This is a genomic window from Rhodopseudomonas sp. BR0C11 (assembly GCF_010820945.1).
GTDB lineage: Bacteria > Pseudomonadota > Alphaproteobacteria > Rhizobiales > Xanthobacteraceae > Rhodopseudomonas > Rhodopseudomonas palustris_H.
On record NZ_QTKI01000740.1, the window covers coordinates 1 to 1,059 of the forward strand.

At 65.3% G+C, this 1,059-nt stretch carries 2 protein-coding genes; both read right to left on the reverse strand.

What is annotated here, in order from left to right; all coding sequences use genetic code 11:
• A partial coding sequence (locus DYI24_RS27030; RefSeq protein WP_205523717.1) for a cobalamin B12-binding domain-containing protein occupies window positions 1-574 on the reverse strand: 574 nt, incomplete at its 3' end.
• Between the two features lie 225 nt (window positions 575-799).
• Window positions 800-1,059, reverse strand: a 260-nt coding sequence (locus tag DYI24_RS27035; RefSeq protein WP_164574508.1) for an HAD-IA family hydrolase, incomplete at its 5' end; no start/stop codon positions are given.

Sequence of the window (1,059 nt, forward strand, 5' to 3'; positions counted from 1 at the left end):
CCAGCGCGCCGAGATAGCCGATCAGTTGCTGTTCGCCTTCGTGGCGGGCAACGATGTCGCACAGCCCGCTCGCCAGGATCTCCCGATAGTCGAACGTCGCCTGCACGCCGCCGCACAGGATCGGCACCTGCGGGAATTCGCTGCGGATCAGATCGATCACTTCGGTGAAGCACGGCTTGGTGGTGCCGAACATATACGACACGCCGACATGCGGATGGGCGCAGGCTTTGATCGCATCGCGCACCAGATCGCGCCAAAGGCCGTAGTCGAAGGCCCCGCCATGCGCGGCCTTGAGCAATTGATGATTGATGTCGATCAGGTGGATGCCGAGCGCGGGATCGGCGGCGCGGGCGGCCGCGGCGAGATACAGCAGCCCCACCGGCGGGAAATTGTAGTAGCCGCCGCTGCGGGCGGTGGTGACGTCGAAATAGCTCTGCGGCACCAGCGCCGGCTGGATCAGGATCAGGTCGCTCGGCCGCTGCAGCGAACGGGCTGCGGCGAAGCGGTCGAACTCGGCGCGGATCCGGGCGCGATCACCCGACGCGGAACTGATGGTCGAACCGACCTTGGTCATCGATGCGGGCTCGCGCGCTTGCAGGAACGATCGAACGCAAAACAACCACGGACGCCGCCCGCTGATTCAAGCGCGGCGGCGCAAGACGAATCACTCCAATCACTCTGGGATGAGTAGAGGCGGAGCCGCGCTCCCGCGCTGCTCGGGAAACTACGCGGACCCCGGATCGCGGCCGATGAGCGGCGGCGTTCGGAAATGACGCCGCGACCACCTGGGAGAGGGCGCTCAGGCGCCCCGCAAATTCAGCCCGGTCGCGTCTTCGAGTTCGGCGATCGCCTGTTCGGCGCTGACCACCTTGATGGTCGCCATTCCCATCTCGCGCGCCGGTTTCAGATTGACGCCGAGGTCGTCGAGATAGACGCAAGCCTTCGGATCGACGCCGAGCGCCTCGATCATCATCTGGTAGATCTTCGGATCCGGCTTGCGCAGGCCGATCTTGGCGGATTCGATCACGTGATCGAACAGAGCCATCACCCCGGCGACGT